This window comes from Hafnia psychrotolerans (assembly GCF_014639435.1).
In the GTDB taxonomy this organism is placed as follows: Bacteria; Pseudomonadota; Gammaproteobacteria; order Enterobacterales; family Enterobacteriaceae; genus Ewingella; species Ewingella psychrotolerans.
In genome coordinates, this window is sequence record NZ_BMFZ01000002.1 from 434,810 (window position 1) to 455,790 (window position 20,981).

The following is a 20,981-nucleotide window of genomic DNA, read 5'->3' on the forward strand; positions in this document are numbered from 1 at the left end:
TTAATACGGCATAAAGTGAAACGACTTAGAACAGAAAGTCGGTACGGTAGATTTTGGAGAGGCAACGACGGAATGCCACGATGGCATTCCGTATCAGTACAGATTGGGAAAATGAGGGGTCAAACCGAAATTCAGTGACCAAAGAATTCGCGTACCCGCTGCAAATCTTCTGGTGTGTCAACACCGACAGAAGGGATCTCTTTAGCCACTGCGACGTGAATTTTTTCGCCGTACCAGAGAACACGCAGTTGCTCCAGCAATTCAATGTGCTCTAACTGGCTCGGAGCCCAGTTGACATAGCGCCTGATGAAACCAGCACGATAAGCATAAATGCCAATGTGGCGTAGGAAGTTATCGCCTATTGTCTCTTTCGATTCAGCAAAGCGTTCGCGTTCCCATGGAATAGCAGCACGAGAGAAGTAAAGAGCGTAGCCGTTAACATCTCGTACCACTTTCACTGCATTAGGATTGAACGCCTCTTCAGCCGTTTCAATGGGGACAGCCAGTGTCGCCATGCCCGCGTTACAGGAAGCCAGATTATCAGCAACCTGCCGGATAATCACCGGTGGTACCATCGGCTCGTCACCCTGTACGTTGACAATGATGTCGTCATCACTAAAGCCGTAGCGCTCAATCACTTCAGCCAGACGCTCTGTACCAGACTGGTGATCAGCACGCGTCATGCATGCTTCACCACCTGCAGCTTGCACCTCGTTGAAAACATCGGGATGGTCCGTCGCCACGATCACACGCTCCGCACCTGACTCTTTCGCACGCTCCATCACATGAACAACCATGGATTTGCCGTTAATATCCGCCAGAGGTTTACCAGGCAAACGACTGGATGCATATCGCGCAGGAATGATCACAATAAAACTCATGGATGCGTCTCGTCAGCAGAAAGCGCACGGGCTTCCGTTTCTAATAACACAGGAATACCATCGCGAACGGGATACGCCAGCCCATCCACTTTACACACCAACTCTTGCGACTCTTTATTAAAATAGAGCTTACCGGTACAGACAGGACAAGCGACTATTTCGAGTAAACGATGATCCATACTTCCTCCCCGAGATTGACCACATGGCAAGCAGACCAATGCAGCAATGCTTTTTAATATAAACCTTTAGGGGCTGAGAATACCATAAGCCGTAACAGGTCGTTAATCGGTATGGTTGGGAGAGTGAAAAGAAAAGAATGTTGGGATGATGGTGACGGAGATATTGCAAAGAAGATTACGGCAGCGTAGAATTTTTCGTGACCTGCGTCACAAAAATAAATCTTATTACGAGTAAAAAAATGAAACTGATCAACAAAATCATCTCAATGTTCGCGAACTTCAGTCATTAATCCTGAATTAGCCTGCATTCACCATTAAAGAACGGCCACTGATTGTGGCCGTTTTGTTTTACGTCATTTCAGATTTTGAAGTAAAGACCAGCCCTTACCCCAGAAGGCTTGCAGCGCATCAGGGAGTTTACCTGTCGTGACATTCTCTGCACCATGCCATAGCGCGCAGCGGCTAAATGCATCGGTTAAATCTTTGACCCGCCGAGCACTGAGTTTTATGCCGTCTTCCAGATGCAACGCTTTGACCTCAAATACTTTTTGTTTACGATGAATTTTGGCATCCACACGACCGATCAATTCACCACGTTGTAAAATTGGCAAGGTGAAATAACCAAACTTACGTTTTGCCTCAGGGGTATAACACTCCAACCTATAATCAAAATTAAACAGCGTTAGTGCACGCTTGCGGTCCCAAACTACCGGATCGAAAGGGGAAAGTAGCGTCGTCACGGTTGAGCTAATCCGCCCTTCCAGCGCCTGTTGTAATAATTGATACTGCGCCTGATGCACATAACACTCACCGTCGATCCCTTCGACATTCACCGTTGTGATTTCACCACGTTGTAATAAATCCTCAATCACTGTTGCAGTTTTCACGCGCTTTAAGCGGTAATAATCTGCCAGCCATTCAGCCTTGAAGAAGCCGAGGCTTTGAGCCGAACGGCGTAGCATCTGAATTTCTGCCTCGGCCTGAGGTAAAGCCTGCGTCGCATCATTCCATTCCGGCAATACCCTTTCTGCAAGGTCATAAACGCGATGGAAATTACGTCTCTCTATCACCATCAATTTTCCGGCAGTAAATAGCGTTTCGAGATGTTTCTTATGCGGCTTCCAGTCCCACCAGCCGCTGGTAGCGCGTTTTTCTGCTGTGAAATCTGCCGAGCGTACCGGGCCGTTATCCGCAATGTGATTCAACAAAAGCGCAATGTCATCTTGATGGGTATCAAACCACGCCTGAGAGTATTTCCAACCCATGATCTCTGGCATAAGCATACGATGGCGTAGTAATTGATAGTCGTCGATGGGAATGAAGCAGGCCTCATGTGCCCAATACTCAAACAGCTTTCCTGCGGCTAATGCTTGTTCCAGCCATTCGGTCGGATAATGGCCGAGGCGACTAAATAAGACTAAATAAGGGCTGCGCGCTACGACGCTGATGGTATCAATTTGTAGCAAGGCCATATTGTTTATGGCAGAGGTCACATCGTCGCGGACAGGTTTACGCTTAAGGGGATGTTGTAACTGTTGTGCAGCAAGATGTAATGTACGGGCGGCAGAAAGAGAGATTATGGGGTGAGACATATCGGTATCCATTAATGGAAATCATCTTACAGATACCGATAGCATATTTTAATCAGAGCGTAAATTTTACGCGCTAAAATCTGACTTAGAAGGCAATCACGTCAGCTGCGGCTTGGCCGTGAACTACGCTGCGGTAAGTTGTGAACTCGACACGCTGACCTGCATTCAAAGACTTATTGCCTGTATTGGCAATGGAGGCACGTTGAACATAAATTTCAGACGAACCATCAAGCGGGCAGATAAAACCATAACCTTTAGCCTGGTTGTACCACTTAACTAAACCCATTTTTAACATCATAATGTTTAAATCCTTTATTTGGGCATCCATGAACACGCTTTTTATTATTGTTCGGATGCGCTTGCCCATACTAAAGTTATTTTTTTATAAAAACCTCTAATGAGCGATTGTGAAAATAGTTTTCTTTTTAATTAAAATATTAAAAAGATCTGCCATAAGGCAATCGGGGCCAATCGATAAGATTGAATACTTATGGGAGGGACTTAGAAGGTTCGTCTTTGAAGCGGAATCATTAAATCTTAGATAACGTTTTGGGAGGAACTACTTAACTCTAAACTCATACATAAATAGCTCTGTATCACAGGCCGGAAAGCATTTACTCATAAGTAAAAGGTAATAGCAAGAATATTATGGAAAATAAATCTTCAACAAAGCGTTTTCCCCAAGTTTTTATCTTAAATCATAGGGTTATAAATTTCACATAACCTGCATTAAATCTGCCAATAAACATTAAGACAAGACCATCACATCACGTTGGTGAAGATTTATTTCTGAGAAATAACACGCTCTATCTTACTGATAAGAGCGTGAGTATCTATCGGTGAAATGATTGCATTAACAGGCAGATACCACCAATTGGGTTCAGCAAAAGAGCGGCATTTCACAGCATCTTTTTCTGTCATCAGGAGTGTCTGACCTGAAATGGTCAGTGGTTTTAGTTGATCAGGTTGATAATTCTGGTGATCCGCAAAGGCTACTTCAGCCTGTAGGCTCACTCCAAGATTTTTCAATGTCGCAAAAAAACGCGGAGGATGCCCTATTCCGGCCATAGCGACAACATTCGGCAAAGTGGCCACATCGCATCGCTCACCATTAAGCACATTCACCGCCAACCCGGCGTCCAGGACCATACCTATTTCATTGGCCATTGGCGTGCCACCATTGGTGATCACCGCATCAACCGTTCGCAGCCGCGAAGCGCGTTCACGCATGGGACCCGCAGGTAGCCACCAACCATTACCAAAACGCCGGACGCCGTCGATCACAACCACTTCAATATCGCGTTGCAGCGCATAATGTTGCAGGCCGTCGTCCGTGACGATCACATCAAGCCGGTATTTGGCTAGCAGGGCTTTGACCGCATCTGAGCGGACCGGCGAGACGGCAACCGGCGTACCCGTGCGCTGATATATCAACACGGGTTCATCACCGGCCTCCGCCGTGGTCGTTGTGATATCCAACACCAGTGGATATCTCGCCGCTTTTCCCCCATAGCCGCGCGACACAACGCCAGCACGCAAACCTCGCTGTTTTAACGTTTCAACTAACCAAATAACAATAGGGGTTTTACCGCTGCCGCCTGCCGTTAAATTACCGACGACAACCACCGGTAAAGGGGCACGCCAGCTTTTTTTCCATCCCTGCCTATAGCCGTAGCGAAGCAGCGTAGTGATCAGTCCGTATAACCATGAAAAAGGTAACAGCAACAGATAAAGCGCTGATTTACCTGACCAGATACGTTCTATCATTGACCAAATTGCATCCGGTGAAGTTGCGCATATGCGCCATGCTGAGCCAGTAAATATTCATGATTACCACGCTCAACCACTCGCCCTTCCTCAATCACCAGTATTTCATCGGCTTTTTCGATGGTGGAAAGCCGATGCGCAATCACCAATGAGGTGCGGTTTTTTTGCAGTTCATCCAGTGCAGCCTGAATGGCACGCTCGGATTCGGTATCAAGGGCGGATGTGGCTTCATCAAGAATAAGTACGGGTGAATCACGTAAAAGTGCACGGGCAATAGCGATACGCTGACGTTGTCCGCCAGAAAGTAGTACGCCATTTTCACCAATGACGGTATCAAGACCATTTTCCATCTTGCTAATGAAGTCCATCGCGTAAGCCATCGTCGCCGCTTTCTCAATGTTTTCACGCGTGAAAACATCAGTACGTGCATAGGCGATATTATTGGCAATGGTGTCATTAAACAGGTGAACATTTTGCGACACTAAGGCCACCTGATTACGCAGGGAAGATAATGTATATTCACGTAGCTCATGATCATCCAGCAAGATTTCGCCTTTCTGAATGTCGTAAAAACGGGTAAGCAAATTCGCTATCGTCGACTTACCTGAACCTGAACGGCCAACTAATGCAATTGTGCGTCCGGCCGGTATCTTGAAAGAGACGTCATGCAGTGCAGGCATATCCCGGCCCGGGTAGGAGAAGGTGACATTTTTGAACTCAACGTCGCCCTTGGCTCGCTCAATAACACGCTTACCGTCATCTTTTTCCTGTTCCATATCAAGAATGGAAAACAGTGTCTGGCAGGCTGCCATACCGCGCTGGAATTGAGCATTAACGTTGGTCAGTGACTTCAGAGGCCGCATCAGCGCCATCATGGAAGCGAAGACTACTGAGATAGTACCAGGGCTTAATGTCTCCATTACGGAAGGGAAGCTGGCCGCATAAAGCACGAATGCCAGCGCCAAAGAGGCAATTAACTGAATGATTGGATCTGAAATCGATGAGGCTGACACCAAGCGCATGCCTTGTCGGCGCATATGATTGCTGACAGAATCAAAGCGCTCTGTTTCAATTTTTTGCCCGCCGAAAATCAAAACTTCCTTATGCCCTTTCAGCATCTGCTCGGCGCTGGTGGTCACATGCCCCATGCTATTTTGCATATTTTTACTGATATTACGAAAGCGCTTTGATACGACACGGATAACGATAGATACAATAGGTGCAATAATGACCAAGATGATAGACAACTGCCAGCTGTAGTAAAACATCAGGATAAACAAGCCGATAATTGAAGCACCTTCACGTACTACGGTAACCAGAGCGCCCGATGAAGAAGACGCTACCTGCTCAGAATCATAGGTTATACGTGATAATAAAGTCCCGGTGGATTGTTGGTCAAAGAAGGCCACGGGCATGCCCATCATGTGTCCAAACAGTCGGCGACGCATTTGCATCACTACTTTGCCGGAAACCCATGAGATGCAGTAACTTGAAATATACCCACTTATGCCACGAACGACCATCAGGCCGATCACTGCAAGTGGCATCCACAGTAAAATTGAGCGATCTGCTTTACCAAAGCCGTCATCTAGTAGCGGCTTCAGGAGAGATAGCATAAACGTATCACTGGCGGCGTTAGCAACCAGTGCAACAGCCGCAGCGATAAGCCCGGCTCTAAAAGGAGTGATCATCGGCCACAGGCGACGGAATGTCTGCCAAGTGGAGAGATCTTTATCATTCATCATGCATTATTAACCAGCAGCGATAGAAACAGCGGACCATTCTACTCATTATCACCGGATACACCAAACCGCTGGTGGTACCAACGAGGAAATAATTGTTCACGTAAGCCACTAATAGACCAATAATCGTCGTAAAAACGAACAGTCAACTGCCCCGAATGCGCGGTATCGCGCCATGCTAGCTGTGCGCGCTGATATCGGTGAACCACTTTTTTCGCGGGCAGATGCCATTGATTGAATCGCGAGGCAGACGCGATAGACATTTGCGGACTCACTGCACGCAGGAAAGGCGCCGTCGATGACGTATTACTACCGTGATGCGGCACCTGCATCACGGTAGTATTCAGTTCATGACGATATCGCGAGACTAGCTTACGCTCAGCAGCAGCTTCAATATCCCCTGTTAACAATACGCTAAACTTTCCGTCATCAATGCGGATCACACAGCTGTCATTATTCATCGGCCTGTCAGTCGGTTTTTCCGGCCAGAGAACATTAAAAGTGAGATCCTGCCACTTCCACGCCACACCTTCCAGGCAAGGTAACTGAGCATTCACCGAACTTTCGCGCACGGCAGCAAACGGAAAAGCCTGCTTCAAACTATCTAATCCCCCTCGATGGTCTTCGTGACTATGGCTGATGATAATTTGCTCCACCACAATATTGTTCCATCGGATGAAAGGTAAGATATTCATCTCTGCCGCTGAGCCACTTTCCCAGCGATTACCTGTATCGTATAAAATCCCTTTACCATTTTTACTAATTAATGTCGCCAAACCGTGGCCAACATCGATCATATCGACCCTCCACCGTTCGGGCGCTTTCGCGTTCAGCCACAGGATCATGACAGACACCAGCGCCAGCAAATTGGCTGGACAGGTCAGTAACCAACCAAAACGCCAGACCATCACACCGCCCCAGCCGGCAAACGCCAAAGAAAAAGTAGATGCACCCAAAAAAAACCATTCATCCGAAAATTTCCGCACACCCCAGAATGTGATTGAAAGAGTGTGATCAGCTATCGACCAAATGATCTGTTTTATCCCTGCTGGAAATATCCCATGACCTATTAAGCTAAGTAAAACCAGCGGTACGGTGAAGAGTGAAACAATGGGTACTGCCCACATATTTGACATGAAAGAGGAGTAGTTGACGCCATGAAATAAACCTATTTGCATCGGCAGGAGCAACAGTGTCATGCCCAATTGTAGATGTGCCCATCTCAGAGGAGCCCAATACCAATGGCGGGTAAATTTAGGAGACAATGGCATCCACTGAAACCAGAATATCAGCGCAGCGACAGCTAAGCAGGAGAGCCAGAAGCTGTCAGAAAGAATACTCATTGGGTCCATCAGCAAAAGAAATGCGATCCCCCAAAGCCACACTTGCCAGGGATGACACCTGACCCGGTAGAAGCGAAGAGCCAGCCATAACGAAAGAGCCAGAGCAGCGCGTAAAGCTGGGGCATTTCCTCCTGCCAACCAAGTATATAGAAGCAGCACCACTTCACTAACAACCAGCGGGAAACGGTAATCAATAAATCTCAGCGGCAAGAAATATTGTATTCCCCTCGCAAATAACCAACCGACCCAGGCAGCGATACCTATATGCAGCCCTGATATCGCCACAAGATGTGCAACGCCTGTTTTTTGCAAAAGTGCATTATCTTGCCTGCTAATAAGGCCTTTTTCACCGAAACCTAATGCTATAAGAACCGCTCGGTTATTGAGTCCCAGCAAGTCATTATCAATGGCGGTGATAAACCGCTGACGAAGATTACAGCTGTCCTGAAGCACTTGACCTTGCTCTACTCTTCCCTGCAGCGGCCAATGATTTGCCAGAGCCCAGCGCTGTAAGTCAAATCCGCCTTCATTGAGAGATGCATGTACAGGCCTTAAATTCGCTTTAAATCTCCACTTCTGCCCGGCGCAGTAACTTGCTGCTGTATTACCCCACTGAGCCCTAAATAGAATAGGTGGGAAGACTCGCCTGCCTGCGGCTTGGTTAATACTCATGACAACCTGATGTTTGTCCAGGCGCCCTAAATTTATTGACTGAACGCTGGCAATAATCTCAATTTTTCCTCGACTCAGGATGTCGGTCTGCGATAGCAAGTATTGTCCCTGACTTACAGCCCAAACGAAGCTCAGCAGCATTATTGCGCTAAGGCGCGCACATCGGTGGCGGATTAACCATATTCCCCACGCGAAGGTAGCGATCAGCAGACACCATGAAATCGAGGGTAAAGACGGTAATATCAGCAACGGGAGCATGCCCGCGGTGACCGTTAGCGCCACCTCATCCAATGAGATTTTAATAATGACATCCTTGCCTGAATACTTAATTAAAAAAACCGAGGCTCGGTGAGCAACAGTTTTGCTAACTCGATATTTCTGGGGTTGAGTATGGTTTAGGCGATATACCGGAACAAGGAAAGGAGTTGAACGATGCGGGACATCGCGCAGAAAATGAATGGATAGGGATGAATTTAAGCAAAAAAAACGGCACCTTGAAAAGGTACCGCTTTAGGTTCGCTATAGGCAGAATTTATGTCAGACCGAAATCTTAGCCATAAATATTCGCGCGATCACGCAACTCTTTACCGGGTTTAAAATGCGGGACGTATTTACCGTCCAATTCCACCTTATCGCCAGTTTTTGGGTTACGCCCAACACGCGGAGCACGGTAGTGAAGAGAAAAACTGCCAAACCCACGGATCTCAATGCGTTCACCATCAGCCAAAGTTGCAGCCATATGTTCAAGCATCTCTTTCACTGCATCCTCAATGGCTTTCGCAGGGACATGAGAGTGCTGGCCAGCAAGTCTTTCAATAAGTTCAGACTTGGTCATATTACCTCCAAGCTTTGCAGCTAAACTACCGTTTCGGGGCGGTGTGAAAACCGCCCCCCGTCATTACTCGCCTTTTGCCGCTTTGAACGCTTCAGCCATAGCGCTAGAGAAGTTACTTTCGTCTGGTTTGTTGTTCACAACAGCGATTGCTTCTTTCTCATCTGACTCATCCTTAGCACGGACGGACAGGCTTACTACGCGGTTCTTACGATCAACACCGGTGAATTTAGCTTCAACATCATCACCAACGCTCAGAACCAGAGTTGCGTCTTCAATACGGTCGCGAGAAGCTTCAGAAGCACGCAGGTAACCTTCTACGCCGCCTGCCAATTCAACTGTAGCACCTTTGGCGTCAACTGCTGTGACTTTACCAGTAACAATAGTACCTTTCTTGTTCATAGACAGGTAGTTATTGAATGGATCTTCAGCCAGTTGCTTCACGCCCAGGGAGATACGTTCGCGCTCTGCGTCAACTTGCAGGACCACAGCTGCGATTTCGTCGCCTTTCTTGTATTCACGAACTGCTTCTTCGCCTGCAACGTTCCAGGAGATGTCAGACAGGTGAACCAGGCCGTCGATGCCGCCGTCCAGACCAATGAAGATACCGAAGTCAGTAATTGACTTGATTTTACCTTCAACACGGTCGTTCTTGTTGTGGGTTTCTGCAAACAGCTGCCATGGGTTAGATTTGCATTGTTTCAGGCCCAGGGAGATACGACGACGTTCTTCGTCGATATCCAGAACCATAACTTCAACAACATCGCCAACGTTCACAACTTTAGATGGGTGGATGTTTTTGTTAGTCCAATCCATTTCAGAAACGTGAACCAGACCTTCAACGCCTTCTTCGATCTCTACGAAGCAGCCGTAATCAGTCAGGTTGGTAACGCGACCCGTCAGTTTAGTACTTTCTGGGTAACGTTTAGCGATAGCAACCCAAGGATCTTCGCCCAGCTGTTTCAAGCCAAGAGACACACGGGTACGTTCACGGTCAAATTTCAGAACTTTAACAGTGATTTCGTCGCCAACGTTCACGATTTCGCTTGGATGTTTAACACGTTTCCAGGCCATGTCAGTGATGTGCAACAGGCCGTCAACGCCACCCAGATCAACGAATGCACCGTAGTCAGTGAGGTTCTTAACGATACCTTTAACTTCCATGCCTTCTTGCAGGTTTTCCAGCAGCTGATCGCGCTCTGCGCTGTTCTCAGACTCAATGACTGCACGACGGGAAACAACAACGTTGTTGCGTTTCTGGTCCAGTTTGATGACTTTGAACTCAAGATCTTTGCCTTCAAGATGCAGCGTGTCGCGAACAGGACGAACGTCTACCAGTGAACCTGGCAGGAACGCACGAATGCCGTTCAGCTCAACAGTGAAACCGCCCTTAACTTTACCGTTGATAATACCGGTAACAGTTGCAGCTTCTTCGTAAGCTTTTTCCAGCGTGATCCAAGCTTCATGACGTTTAGCTTTTTCACGGGACAGCAGAGTTTCACCGAAGCCGTCTTCCACAGCGTCCAGCGCAACATCAACTTCGTCGCCAACCTGGATTTCCAGTTCGCCCTGGGCGTTTTTGAATTGTTCTACCGGGATTGCAGACTCAGATTTCAGACCGGCGTCAACCAGTACGATATCTTTATCGATAGACACAACAACACCACGAACGATGGAACCTGGACGGGTTTCGATTGTTTTTAAGGATTCTTCAAAGAGTTCAGCAAAAGATTCTGTCATGTTGATAATCTTTAGGTTCTTAAGTTTAACGTCCATCTGGCATCCTGCTGGATGGGGTTGTTTCAAATGCCCCGCTACAGATCCTTGCGGCGAGGTTAAAAAAAACTATAGCTAAAACTGGCACTGAATCATTATCCAGCACCAGATACATAGCTCGATCACCGGGTTTGTTTTTGCGGCAATCCTAGAATTTCAGTGGCATAAGCCAGCGCACGTTGGATAACTTCGTCAATCGACATACTGGTTGAATCCAGTAATAACGCATCAGAAGCAGCGACCAAAGGCGCTATAGCACGATTGCGGTCACGGTCATCCCGCTCCCTTATCTCGGCTAAAAGACGTTCAAAGTTAACACTAAAGCCTTTTTCCTGCAACTGTAGCATTCTTCTGTTTGCACGTTCTTCCGAACTGGCATCCAAAAATATTTTTACCTGTGCATCTGGAAATACGACTGTGCCCATATCGCGCCCATCAGCAATCAATCCTGGTGCTTCACGAAATGCCCGCTGGCGGCGAAGCAAGGCTTCACGAACTCGGGGAAAAGCAGCAGCCTGAGAAGCGGTATTCCCTACCGTTTCAGTGCGGATTTCATTACTTACATCCTCACCTTCTAAAATCACTTTTAATTGCCCATCCTGAGCGACAAAACGAACATCAAGGTGTGCGGCAAGTGGCACCAAAGCATCTTCAGAGACAATTTCAACCTGATGATGTAAAGCAGCCAGTGCTAAAACGCGATAAATGGCACCGGAGTCCAGCAAGTGCCATTCAAAGGCCTCAGCCAGCGCCTTACACAGCGTACCTTTACCTGCACCACTTGGCCCATCAACGGTTATCACCGGGGCTAAAGCCATCATTTATGTCTCCTTTGGTGGGGTAAACCCGCATCATTAACCCGATAAGGCTAATTCAGGAGCAATATTATACGCTGCCTTTATCACAACTGTTACCCCATGTTGTCCAGTTGCCGAAAAAAGCAGACTACACCTATAAGATAAGAAGGTTTGCTGTGACGTACAAAAAAACGGGCATCTTTCGATACCCGGTTTAGTTATAGACTATGCCAGCGTAGTTATAGCGGCGAGCCTATCAAAATAATCGGGGAACGTTTTCGCGGTACATTTAGGATCAAGGATCGTCACGGGGGTATCCGACAATGCCACCAGCGAGAAACACATCGCCATCCGATGATCATTATACGTTCCAATTTCGGCAAAGGTCAGTGATTGCGGCGGTTCAATGCAAATGTAATCTTCCCCCTCTTCCACCGTCGCACCCACTTTACGCAATTCCGTGGCCATCGCAGTCAAACGGTCGGTCTCTTTGACGCGCCAATTGTAAATATTACGCAGTGTCGTTGACCCTTTGGCAAAGAGTGCCGTGGTGGCGATGGTCATTGCAGCATCGGGAATGTGGTTCATGTCCATATCAATGCCGGTCAGTTCGCCACGCGTACATTCGATATAATCCTCAGCCCAGCTGATTTTAGCGCCCATCTTTTCCAACACACTGGCAAAATGGATGTCACCTTGCATGCTGTTTTTGCCAATACCCGTGACGCGTACCGTGCCACCTTTAATGGCGGCTGCGGCCAGGAAATAGGAGGCGGATGAAGCATCGCCTTCAACCAAATAGACGCCCGGCGAAACATACTGCTGATTACCGGTGATACGGAACTGCTGGTATTGATGATTCTCCACTTCAATACCAAAGGTCTTCATCAGATTCAGGGTAATGTCGATATAAGGTTTGGAAACCAGGTCACCCTTTATCTGAATTATGGTGTCATTTTCTGCAAGCGGAGCCATCATTAGGATTGCCGTCAGGAACTGGCTGGAGACGCTGCCATCAACGGTTACTTCTCCCCCTTTAAACCCACCACGCAGACGTATTGGCGGATAATTTTCCTGCTCAATATATTCAATATCGGCACCACCCTGGCGCAACGCATCGACCAAATGCCCTATCGGACGTTCTTTCATACGCGGTTCGCCGGTCAGCACGACATCCTGTGAGCCGAGGCAAAGAGCCGCAGCCATCGGGCGCATAGCGGTGCCGGCATTCCCCAGAAAAAGCTCCAGGGATGCAGATGACTGGAAAGCGCCAGCAAGACCGTCGATATCACAATGCGTACGGTCGGCAGACAGACGACAATTGACCCCCAAATGGGTAAGGGCATTCAGCATGTGGCTGACGTCATCGCTGTCCAACAGGTTATTCAGGCGGGTCGTGCCCTGCGCAAAAGCAGCCAATAAAAGTGCCCGGTTGGAGACACTTTTTGAGCCAGGCAAATTGATAGTGCCGTTAACCAGGGCAACGGGTTGTAATGTCAGGGATTCCACGCTTTCTCCATTTTCTTTTTCTTTTATTTATAATATGACCCCGAATTTCCAGGCGAGGTCATTTTCAAACCCTACTTAGTCAGCCATTCCGGCATGCGTTAACCGTGGCGTTTTTCGAAGTCAGCCATAAAATCAGTCAATGCTTTAACGCCTTCGATTGGCATTGCATTGTAAATCGAAGCACGCATCCCCCCCACCACACGGTGACCTTTAAGCGCATGCAGACCCGCATCAAATGCTTCTTGCACAAAAAGTTTATCCAGAGAGGCATCCGCCATTTGGAAAGGTACATTCATCCACGAACGGTTAGTTTGAGCCACATCGTTGCGGTAAAAGTCGCTGTGATCAATGGCACCATAAAGCAGCTCTGCTTTCGCCTGATTGCGCTTTTCCATCTCTCTTAATCCGCCCTGCTCTTTCAACCATTTAAACACCATTCCTGACAAGTACCAGGCAAAGGTAGGCGGTGTGTTGAACATCGAGTCATTTTCAGCCAGTACACTGTAATCGAGAATCGAAGGCAGCGCTTTCTGTGCTTTACCCAGTAAATCGTCTCGTACGATAACCAGCGTCAAACCCGCCGGGCCGATATTTTTCTGCGCACCCGCATAAATCACCCCAAAGCGACTGACATCGACAGGTCGGGATAAAATAGAGGACGAGTAGTCGGCGATGACAACTTTATCGCCAAAATTGGGTTCTTCATCGATAGCCACGCCATCGATGGTTTCATTTGGACAGTAATGCACATAGGCGGCATCAGCATTCAAGGCCCATTGGTTCATCGGCAGGATACCGCGCTTGCCATTAACGGTGGTGGTTACATCGATAACATTAGGAGTGCAATATTTTTGGGCTTCTTTGACTGCACTATGTGCCCAATAACCGCCATCGATATAATCCGCAGTGGCTTTGTCGCCGAGTAAATTCATCGGTACTGCAGCAAATTGTGCCCGCGCGCCACCGTGACAGAATAAGACTTTATAATTGGAAGGAATGCCCATCAGCTCGCGGATATCACGTTCGGACTCTTCTGCAACCTGGATAAACTCCTTACTACGGTGGCTAATTTCCATTACCGAGGTACCCAGCCCATGCCAGTTACACAGTTCTTGTTCAGCACGACGTAACACTTCTGCCGGGATCATTGCCGGACCTGCACTAAAATTATAAACCTGAGTCATTTCCCCTCACCACTCCGCTGAGACAACTAATAGAGATAACCAATTTACCGGTTTTATCATTCGAGACAAGCTGTCTGCAACGGTTATTCGTAACGGGAGCATGATCACATTGTGGTCACTGCGTTATCGGTTGCCTGCAGCCTAAAATCCCGTATGATTGCGCGTTTTTAGAACGCTCAAAAGTGAACTCAATGACCCAAACCTTTATTGCAGGAAAAGACGCCGCGCTGGAAGATTCAATTTCCCGTTTCCAAAAAAAACTGACTGACCTCGGTTTCAACATTGAGGAAGCTTCCTGGCTGAATCCGGTTCCTCATGTCTGGTCTGTGCATATACGCGATCGCGACTGCCCGCTGTGCTTTACCAACGGCAAAGGCGCCAGCAAAAAAGCGGCGTTAGCTTCTGCATTGGGTGAATATTTTGAGCGTCTGTCGACCAACTATTTCTTCGCCGACTTCTATCTGGGCGAAGAGATTGCTAATGGCGATTTTGTGCATTACCCGAACGAAAAGTGGTTTCCAATTCCTGCGGACAACACTCTGCCAGCAGGGATTTTGGATGAGCGTCTGCACGATTTTTATGATGCCGATAAAGAGCTGACGGGCAGTGACCTCATCGACCTACAATCCGGCAACCTCGACCGCGGGATCTGTGCCCTGCCTTTTACACGTCAGTCGGATCGGCACATCGTCTATATTCCGATGAACATTATAGGAAATTTATACGTATCTAACGGTATGTCAGCAGGGAATACTGCCAACGAGGCCCGTGTTCAGGGGCTTTCTGAGGTGTTCGAGCGCTATGTAAAAAACCGTATTATCGCTGAATCTATCAGCCTGCCAGAAATTCCGGCCGATGTGCTGGCACGTTATCCTGGCGTGGTAGAAGCCATCGCTAAACTGGAGGATGAAGGCTTCCCTATCCTCTCTTATGACGCTTCACTCGGCGGTCATTACCCGGTCATCTGCGTGGTGTTGTTCAATCCGGCCAATGGCACCTGTTTTGCGTCCTTCGGCGCACATCCTGATTTCGGCGTAGCGCTGGAGCGTACCGTAACCGAACTGCTGCAGGGCCGAAGTCTGAAGGATCTCGACGTTTTCACAGCACCAACCTTTGATGATGAAGAAGTCGCGGAACATGCAAATCTGGAAACCCATTTCATCGATTCCAGCGGTTTGATCTCTTGGGATATGTTCAAAAGTGATGCTGACTATCCGTTTACCGACTGGAGCTTCAGCGGCACCACGGAGCAAGAGTTTGCCACACTGATGGCTATTTTTGAAAAAGAAGACGCCGAAGTTTACATCGCTGATTATGAACATCTTGATGTTTACGCTTGCCGCATTATTGTTCCGGGCATGTCTGATATTTATCCTGCAGAAGATTTGCTGCTGGCAAATAACACCATGGGTGCTCACTTGCGCGAACAACTGCTGGCATTGCCAGACAGCGATTTACCGAAAGAAGCCTATCTGGAAATGATCACCCAATTAGATGAAGAAGGTCTGGATGACTTTACCCGCGTGCGCGAGTTACTGGGTATCGCCAGCGGGAAAGACAATGGCTGGTACACGCTGCGCGTAGGTGAGCTAAAATCTATGCTGGCTCTGGCTGGAGGTGATATGGATCAGGCATTAATCTGGGCTGAATGGGCGCATGAGTTTAACTCTTCCGTTTACAGCGACGAGCGCAACAATTATTACCGTTGCTTGCAGACCTTATTGCAACTCACTCTGGAAGAAGATCGCGCTCCAGCTCAGTACTATGGTGCTTTCGTCAAAATGTACGGTCAGGATGCGGTAGACTCTGCCTCAGCCGCGATCAGTGGCGAAGAACGTTTCCATAGTCTGTTTACTGTAAACACCGACCTGCGTGCCCTGCCGGCGCATCAGGGATTGCTGGCAGCTTATGAGAAGCTACAAATCGCTAAACGTCGCCATTGGTTGAAAGCCTGACGTCTGGTTTTTAACCCTCGTTGAAATTCCATGACCGGTGGCTTTGGCTACCGGTTTTTTTTACGCAGCAGAATGTCAGAGGGAATTTGACTCTCAACAAAAAGTGGCGTGTAATTCTCAACGCCCTGTCATTTGATACCAGAGATTTTAATCGTTCGTATTTTAGAAAATGTTAAATACCAGTGAAAATATCATGTATTTTCGGATCTAAATAAGTTACAGCACGTCCCGATAATTAACATAAGCCTTATATGTTGCGCGGGGTCATTAAACTTTAAGTGTAATATTTAAAATATTTTTATTTTATATATTTCAAGTAGATAAAAAATTAATTACCTCTTTAGGGTAAGAACAATCCCCCCCTAAACCCGCCCCTTATGATCCATGTCAATTCTTACATTATACTGCTTTGCTAGTATCTCGTTGTGCAGTAGATAACCCTTAAGAGAGAGTTACTGTGAAAGCTGACAACCCCTTCAATTTATTATTACCCGCAGCTACAGCGAAAGTTGCCGAAGATGCCGGTGTTTATAAAGCCACTAAACAGCCGCTGAAGACCTTTTATTTAGCGATCACTGCCGGCGTCTTTATCTCCATTGCTTTTGTTTTCTATATTACGTCCACCACTGGTACTGCCGCCGTTCCTTTTGGTCTTGCAAAACTGGTTGGGGGGATTTGCTTCTCACTCGGCTTGATGTTAGTTGTCGTTTGTGGTGCTGATCTTTTCACCTCAACTGTCCTCATCGTTATTGCCAAGGCAAGTGGGCGGATAACCTGGGGCCAATTAGCCTGCAACTGGATCAACGTCTACATTGGTAACTTGATTGGCGCACTGTTTTTTGTCGCACTGATTTGGTTTTCTGGCGAACATATGGTCAACAATGGTTTGTGGGGACTGAATGTCTTACAAACCGCAGATCACAAAATGCATCACACTTTCATTGAAGCTATGTGTCTTGGCATTCTGGCTAATCTGATGGTCTGTCTGGCGGTATGGATGAGTTACTCTGGCCGCAGTCTGATGGACAAAATGTTTGCCATGATCCTTCCTGTCGCCATGTTTGTTGCCAGCGGCTTTGAGCACAGTATAGCCAACATGTTTATGGTTCCACTGGGTATTGTCATCAAGAACTTTGCATCGCCTGAGTTCTGGCATGCCGTTGGAACCACACCAGCACAGTTCTCAGAATTGAATATCAGTAACTTTATCATCGACAACCTAATCCCCGTCACGATCGGGAACATCATTGGTGGTGGTCTGATGGTAGGGTTAACATACTGGGTAATATATCTCCGCGATGAGCAACCTCATTAAGTTCTGTGGAATGCTTCTCACGACAGGTTTATAAACCGATTTTTAAAGAAAGCCAAATTAGAAGGTAGGTGCATAATGTCCAAGCTCAATGAAAAATTGACCAACGCATGGCAAGGTTTTAGTGCTGGCGACTGGCAGACTGAAGTTAACGTTCGTGACTTCATCCAGAAGAACTACACCCCGTATGAAGGTGACGAGTCCTTCCTGGCAGGTGCGACCAAAGCGACGTCCACGCTGTGGGATAAAGTAATGGAAGGCATCAAACTGGAAAACAGCACCCATGCTCCAGTTGACTTTGATACCGACGTTGCTGCAACTATCACCTCTCATGATGCGGGTTACATCAACAAATCTCTTGAAACTATTGTTGGTCTTCAGACTGACGCACCATTGAAACGTGCCCTGATTCCTTTCGGTGGCATCAAAATGGTTGAAGGTTCATGTAAAGTTTATGGCCGTGAACTGGACCCAGCACTGAAAAAAATCTTCACCGAATACCGTAAAACCCATAACCAGGGCGTATTCGATGTATATACCAAAGACATTCTGAACTGTCGTAAATCAGGGATTCTGACTGGTCTGCCAGACGCCTATGGTCGCGGCCGTATCATCGGTGACTACCGTCGTATCGCGCTGTACGGTATTGATTTCCTGATGGCTGACAAATATAAGCAATTCCTGTCGCTGCAAAATGATCTGGAAAATGGCGTAAACCTGGAAATGACCATCCAACTACGCGAAGAGATCTCAGAACAATATCGTGCTCTGGGCCAGATTAAAGAAATGGCAGCTAAATATGGCTGTGACATTTCTGCACCAGCTAATACCGCTCAGGAAGCCGTTCAGTGGACTTACTTCGGCTATCTGGCTGCGGTGAAATCTCAGAACGGTGCTGCAATGTCCTTCGGCCGTGTATCCACCTTCCTTGACGCGTTCATCGAACGTGATATCAAAGCGGGCAAACTGACTGAAGAAGCCGCTCAGGAACTGATTGACCATTTGGTTATGAAATTGCGTATGGTCCGTTTCCTACGTACGCCTGAGTATGATGAACTGTTCTCTGGTGACCCAATCTGGGCAACTGAATCTCTGGCAGGTATGGGCGTTGATGGCCGTACTCTGGTCACCAAAAACAGCTTCCGCTTCCTGAATACCTTGTACACCATGGGGCCTTCACCAGAGCCGAACATGACCATCCTGTGGTCAGAAAAACTGCCATTAAACTTCAAAAAGTACGCAGCAAAAGTGTCTATCGATACTTCATCTGTTCAATATGAAAATGATGATCTGATGCGTCCTGACTTCAACAATGACGACTACGCAATTGCTTGCTGTGTTAGCCCGATGATTGTGGGTAAACAAATGCAGTTCTTTGGTGCGCGTGCCAACCTGGCGAAAACCATGTTGTATGCAATCAATGGCGGCGTTGACGAAAAAATGAAAATCCAGGTTGGCCCTAAAGAAATGCCAATGATGGATACTGTGCTGGACTATGACAAAGTCATGGAACGCATGGATCACTTCATGGACTGGCTGGCTAAACAGTACGTCACTGCACTGAACATCATTCACTATATGCACGATAAATACAGCTATGAAGCTGCGTTGATGGCTCTGCATGACCGTGATGTTTATCGCACAATGGCATGCGGTATCGCAGGTCTGTCTGTCGCGGCTGACTCCCTGTCTGCTATCAAATATGCGAAAGTGAGCACCATTCGTGACGAAGACGGCTTGGCCGTTGACTTTAAAATCGAAGGTGAATACCCGCAGTTCGGTAACAACGATTCACGCGTAGATGATATTGCCTGTGACCTGGTAGAACGTTTCATGAAGAAAATTCAGAAACTACGTACCTACCGTGGCGCTGTAGCAACTCAGTCTGTTCTTACCATCACCTCTAACGTGGTTTACGGTAAGAAAACAGGTAACACTCCAGACGGCCGTCGTGCTGGCGCACCATTTGGCCCAGGCGCTAACCCAATGCATGGTCGTGACCAGAAAGGCGCCGTTGCCTCTCTGACTTCCGTTGCTAAACTTCCGTTTGCTTATGCAAAAGATGGCATCTCTTACACCTTCTCTATCGTGCCTAACGCACTGGGTAAAGATGATGACATTCGTAAAGCTAACCTTGCGGGTCTGATGGATGGTTACTTCCATCACGAAGCTAGCATCGAGGGCGGTCAGCACCTGAACGTCAACGTGATGAACCGCGAAATGCTGTTAGACGCGATGGAAAATCCGGAAAAATATCCGCAACTGACCATCCGTGTTTCTGGGTACGCAGTACGTTTCAACTCGCTGACTAAAGAGCAACAGCAAGACGTTGTCACCCGTACTTTCACCAAAACCATGTAAATACTGTAGCTTGCAGTAAGCAGGTATAAGACTAAGGCTCCACACCCGTGGAGCCTTTATTTCATCCTCATCAGGGCCCTTGAGTTGTCTGATTTTTCAGACATCTGCCTTTGTGGGGGTATCGCGAAGCAGTTCTGCAATACTGTGAGAATCAACCTTACTGTTTGTCTGTTACTATAAGCAGGTAACCAACCACTGACGGATACCCGAAAGCGATTAAGGTTTTACGTTGAGTTTATTTCTGCCAGGCCAGTCTCTGCGCATTTTAAACTGCAACTTATTGGTCAATATTGGAGAAAAAAACGCAATGTCAGTTCAAGGTCGTATCCACTCTTATGAATCCTGTGGCACGGTAGATGGCCCAGGCATCCGTTTTATTGTTTTCTTCCAGGGCTGCCTGATGCGTTGCATGTATTGTCATAATCGAGATACCTGGGATACACACGGTGGTAAAGAGATCAATGTCGACGATTTAATGAAAGAAGTCGTGACTTATCGCCACTTTATGAATGCCTCTGGTGGCGGCGTTACTGCATCGGGTGGTGAAGCCATCCTGCAAGCTGAATTTGTGCGTGACTGGTTCCGTGCCTGTCAGAAAGAAGGGATTAATACCTGCCTGGATACCAACGGTTTTGTACGCCGCTATGATCCGGTCATTGATGAACTGCTTGATGTCACCGATCTGGTGATGCTTGATTTGAAGCAAATGAACGACGATATCCATCAAAATCTGGTTGGCGTATCAAATCATCGTACGCTGGACTTTGCCCGTTATCTGGCAAAACGTAATAAGCGCACTTGGATCCGCTATGTCGTCGTGCCTGGCTGGTCTGATGATGACAAATCAACGCATCTGCTGGGTGAGTTCACCAAAGATATGACGAATATCGAAAAAATTGAACTGCTGCCTTATCACGAACTGGGCAAGCATAAATGGACGGCAATGGGTGAAGAGTACGGTCTGGATGGTGTAAAACCGCCAACAAAAGAGATAATGGAACGCGTGAAAGGTATTCTTGAAGGTTACGGGCATAAAGTTATTTATTAATTAAGCCGGCTAAAAAATTCACAATAAAAAT

The 20,981-nt window shown here is 47.4% G+C and carries 16 protein-coding genes; 4 read left to right on the forward strand and 12 right to left on the reverse strand.

Annotated elements, in window-relative coordinates:
- Positions 1–131 precede the first annotated feature (131 nt).
- The 12 genes from kdsB to serC all read right to left on the reverse strand — a co-directional run bounded on the left by kdsB (position 132) and on the right by serC (position 14,274).
- Positions 132–881, reverse strand: a complete 750-nt coding sequence (gene kdsB / locus IEV89_RS05185) for a 3-deoxy-manno-octulosonate cytidylyltransferase (RefSeq protein ID WP_188471081.1) — start codon at positions 879–881, stop codon at positions 132–134.
- Positions 878–1,060: a Trm112 family protein gene (locus IEV89_RS05190; RefSeq protein ID WP_188471083.1), complete on the reverse strand. Its 183-nt coding sequence runs from the start codon at positions 1,058–1,060 to the stop codon at positions 878–880. Before IEV89_RS05190 ends, kdsB begins: the two co-directional genes overlap by 4 nt.
- A 353-nt stretch (positions 1,061–1,413) precedes the next feature.
- A complete protein-coding gene (locus IEV89_RS05195) occupies positions 1,414–2,652 on the reverse strand; it encodes a winged helix-turn-helix domain-containing protein (RefSeq protein ID WP_188471085.1) in 1,239 nt (412 codons plus the stop codon).
- 85 nt (positions 2,653–2,737) lie between these two features.
- Complete coding sequence (locus IEV89_RS05200; RefSeq protein WP_188471378.1) at positions 2,738–2,950, reverse strand: cold-shock protein; 213 nt, start codon at positions 2,948–2,950, stop codon at positions 2,738–2,740.
- A gap of 485 nt (positions 2,951–3,435) precedes the next feature.
- Entirely contained in the window at positions 3,436–4,419 is a 984-nt protein-coding gene (gene lpxK, locus IEV89_RS05205) for a tetraacyldisaccharide 4'-kinase (RefSeq protein ID WP_188471087.1), read from the reverse strand.
- Complete coding sequence (gene msbA / locus IEV89_RS05210) at positions 4,416–6,164, reverse strand: lipid A ABC transporter ATP-binding protein/permease MsbA (RefSeq protein ID WP_188471089.1); 1,749 nt, start codon at positions 6,162–6,164, stop codon at positions 4,416–4,418. Before msbA ends, lpxK begins: the two co-directional genes overlap by 4 nt.
- Before the next feature lie 38 nt (positions 6,165–6,202).
- A complete protein-coding gene (locus IEV89_RS05215) occupies positions 6,203–8,467 on the reverse strand; it encodes a ComEC family protein (protein ID WP_308420854.1) in 2,265 nt (754 codons plus the stop codon).
- A 259-nt stretch (positions 8,468–8,726) separates the two neighbouring features.
- Positions 8,727–9,011, reverse strand: coding sequence for an integration host factor subunit beta (gene ihfB, locus IEV89_RS05220; protein ID WP_034789191.1), 285 nt, complete (start codon positions 9,009–9,011; stop codon positions 8,727–8,729).
- A 63-nt stretch (positions 9,012–9,074) separates the two neighbouring features.
- Positions 9,075–10,748, reverse strand: a complete 1,674-nt coding sequence (gene rpsA, locus IEV89_RS05225; RefSeq protein WP_188471383.1) for a 30S ribosomal protein S1 — start codon at positions 10,746–10,748, stop codon at positions 9,075–9,077.
- 158 nt (positions 10,749–10,906) lie between these two features.
- Entirely contained in the window at positions 10,907–11,605 is a 699-nt protein-coding gene (gene cmk, locus IEV89_RS05230; protein WP_188471091.1) for a (d)CMP kinase, read from the reverse strand.
- A 201-nt stretch (positions 11,606–11,806) separates the two neighbouring features.
- Complete coding sequence (gene aroA / locus IEV89_RS05235) at positions 11,807–13,090, reverse strand: 3-phosphoshikimate 1-carboxyvinyltransferase (RefSeq protein WP_188471093.1); 1,284 nt, start codon at positions 13,088–13,090, stop codon at positions 11,807–11,809.
- Between the two features lie 98 nt (positions 13,091–13,188).
- Positions 13,189–14,274, reverse strand: coding sequence for a 3-phosphoserine/phosphohydroxythreonine transaminase (serC, locus tag IEV89_RS05240; RefSeq protein ID WP_188471095.1), 1,086 nt, complete (start codon positions 14,272–14,274; stop codon positions 13,189–13,191).
- Between the two features lie 191 nt (positions 14,275–14,465).
- On the opposite strand from serC, the gene ycaO reads away from it, so the two are divergent.
- The 4 genes from ycaO to pflA all read left to right on the forward strand — a co-directional run bounded on the left by ycaO (position 14,466) and on the right by pflA (position 20,950).
- The gene (ycaO, locus tag IEV89_RS05245) at positions 14,466–16,229 is read left to right on the forward strand and encodes a 30S ribosomal protein S12 methylthiotransferase accessory factor YcaO (RefSeq protein ID WP_188471097.1); all 1,764 of its coding nucleotides are present in this window, start codon (positions 14,466–14,468) and stop codon (positions 16,227–16,229) included.
- Between the two features lie 457 nt (positions 16,230–16,686).
- Positions 16,687–17,544 carry a formate transporter FocA gene (gene focA / locus IEV89_RS05250; protein WP_188471099.1) on the forward strand — a complete coding sequence of 286 codons (858 nt, stop codon included), beginning with the start codon at positions 16,687–16,689 and terminating at the stop codon, positions 17,542–17,544.
- A 75-nt stretch (positions 17,545–17,619) separates the two neighbouring features.
- Positions 17,620–19,902 carry a formate C-acetyltransferase gene (pflB, locus tag IEV89_RS05255; protein WP_188471101.1) on the forward strand — a complete coding sequence of 761 codons (2,283 nt, stop codon included), beginning with the start codon at positions 17,620–17,622 and terminating at the stop codon, positions 19,900–19,902.
- 307 nt (positions 19,903–20,209) lie between these two features.
- Complete coding sequence (pflA, locus tag IEV89_RS05260; RefSeq protein ID WP_188471103.1) at positions 20,210–20,950, forward strand: pyruvate formate lyase 1-activating protein; 741 nt, start codon at positions 20,210–20,212, stop codon at positions 20,948–20,950.
- Positions 20,951–20,981 lie beyond the last annotated feature (31 nt).